Source organism: Microcystis sp. LEGE 00066 (assembly GCF_015207925.1).
Classification (GTDB): domain Bacteria; phylum Cyanobacteriota; class Cyanobacteriia; order Cyanobacteriales; family Microcystaceae; genus Microcystis; species Microcystis ichthyoblabe_A.
The window spans coordinates 1-1,400 of the sequence record NZ_JADEVX010000361.1; the positions used below are offsets into that span (position 1 = coordinate 1).

Below are 1,400 nucleotides of genomic sequence, written 5' to 3' on the forward strand. Positions count from 1 at the left end.
GCTCAATTCTTCTATCGTGGTTCCCTGAAAACTTAAGAGTATACATTTCGCTCGCTCTCTTACTTGATGATGTTTACTAGCTCGATAAATTCTCTCTAGCATTTTCTGGCTCTCGGGGTTTAGGTCTCTAATCAATCTCATTGTATTTTCCTGCTACTTCGTTTTTTCATGTATTATACTTCTTAATTTTTTATTTGGGTAATTAATTTTGCATGACTACTTATGATACTTGACAAATTTTTGAACCTACAACGAACCTGTATTCAAGGCTATCGACACCTAGAAAATATCGGTATAGTTTGACCAGTCGAATCGAAAAATCAAAAAGCAATCTGTCCTCGTTGTGGGTTAGAGAGGGGAGCATCTCATTTATGCAAGTGAGTAATTATACTTGTCCCTAAAACTGGTTTCTAGCAAGGCTTTCAAAATAGCTTGACATAAAAACCTGATTTAGAGGTTACAAAGGTGAGATGCTTCCGTTAGAGAGCGATAAACTCCACCAAAATCATCGACATTTAGTCAAAGATTTACCGCTCTCAGGTCAACCAGTGTACCTACAAGTTAATCGTCGTCAATTTAAGTGCGGTAATTGTCAGAAACCCTTTAGCGAAGAGTTAGATTTTGTCGCCAAGAAACGAACCTATACGAAAAGACTAGCCGAGAATATACTCGAACAATTAAAAGAAGGAGATATTTTAAATGTTAGCCGAAGAAATGACGTAACGGAAGAAGAGATTCGGCTCTTCGTTACTTGTTATAGTTCGATAGGGAGGCATAAATTGACTAAATCCTTCTCTGGCAAGAGACTTAATTGATGAGTCCGCTCTAGATAAAAAACAATTGACAAAAATCGCCAAATGCCTTTCTACATAAGGGTTCCATCCCTTATAACCCCCGTTTATTGCATAACACAAACCGAAGAGCCAGAGATTCAAAGAATGATAGAGGACATCGCCGAAGAAATTACAGAGCCAGACCTATCGGAATTAAAAAGACTAGGAATTGATGAAATCGCTCTAGTCAAAGGACAAAAAAATTACTGTGCAGTTTTAGTAAATTTAGATGCGGGAAAACTAATAGCTATTCTAGAGAAGCGAACACAAGAAGAATTGAGGAAAACGCTTACAGGCTGGGGAAAAGAGGTGTTAGAGCAAATTGAAGAAGTCAGCATAGATCTTTGGTTGTCCTATAAAAATTTGGTGAAAGAATTGATGCCATCGGCCGAGGTAGTCGCCGATAGATTCCATGTCATGAAACAAATTAGGGTCTGCTGAAAAAGTCATTGAAAAGTACAGGTCTCTTAATCAATGATTTCACTTAGCTACAAGCATAAGCTTTAGTTGTTGATTAATTTTTAAGTTATAACTTATCCTAATCATTGACCGAGAAAAAGTGCTGTT

3 pseudogenes are annotated in these 1,400 nt (G+C 37.2%); 2 read left to right on the forward strand and 1 reads right to left on the reverse strand.

From position 1 onward, the window contains the following. Positions 1–141: pseudogene (locus IQ224_RS23515) on the reverse strand (IS630 family transposase); the annotation flags it as partial. 338 nt (positions 142–479) lie between these two features. Here IQ224_RS23515 and IQ224_RS23520 point away from each other — a divergent pair. Together IQ224_RS23520 and IQ224_RS23525 are read left to right on the forward strand one after the other, a co-directional pair. Beyond that, a pseudogene (locus tag IQ224_RS23520) lies at positions 480–731 on the forward strand (transposase family protein); the annotation flags it as partial. A gap of 195 nt (positions 732–926) precedes the next feature. After that, a pseudogene (locus IQ224_RS23525) lies at positions 927–1,262 on the forward strand (transposase); the annotation flags it as partial. Positions 1,263–1,400: the final 138 nt, after the last annotated feature.